Annotated in this window: 1 protein-coding gene; it reads right to left on the bottom strand. The window is 60.0% G+C overall.

Translation table 11 applies throughout. From position 1 onward, the window contains the following. A partial coding sequence (locus tag DVK06_RS17975; RefSeq protein WP_255410393.1) for a phage N-6-adenine-methyltransferase occupies window positions 1–437 on the bottom strand: 437 nt, incomplete at both ends.

The raw sequence follows: 437 nt of genomic DNA, 5'->3' as shown, positions 1-437 counted from the left end.
GACAGTTGGAATGAGGGGTTTCGGTTTTCACCGATGAACGGTATCCGACCCGGACCGACGAGACAGATCGCTTCTGCTTCGAGAACGTGGTCATGGAACCAGTGAGCGGAGGTATCCGCTGGAAGAAGCATGACCACGACGTCGACGGCGTCGCGGCTCGCTTCGGTTCGTGCTTTCTGTAACCAGTCGTGTTTCGCGCTTCCGTCACCGTTCGTGGACCACGGCGGGTTACAGAACACCTTCCCGTGCCATGGTTGTCTCAGGCCGTCGTCCTCTGCAGTAAACCGTGTCGGAGCGATTGGCGTAGGTTCGGCACCACTTGCGGAGTCAAGGTCGAAACCCCCGACTGCGCGTGAAAGGGGCCGCCAAATCTCCGGAGGAGTAGCGTACTCGTTATCGTCCGGGTCTTGCTGGTGGCCCGCTAGCGTACCCTGGAC

Origin of the sequence: Halorubrum sp. Atlit-28R (genome assembly GCF_003665955.1) — an archaeon.
Lineage (GTDB): Archaea > Halobacteriota > Halobacteria > Halobacteriales > Haloferacaceae > Halorubrum > Halorubrum tropicale.
The sequence above is the reverse complement of the archived record's forward strand: the minus strand, read 5'-3'. Positions and strand labels throughout refer to the sequence as shown.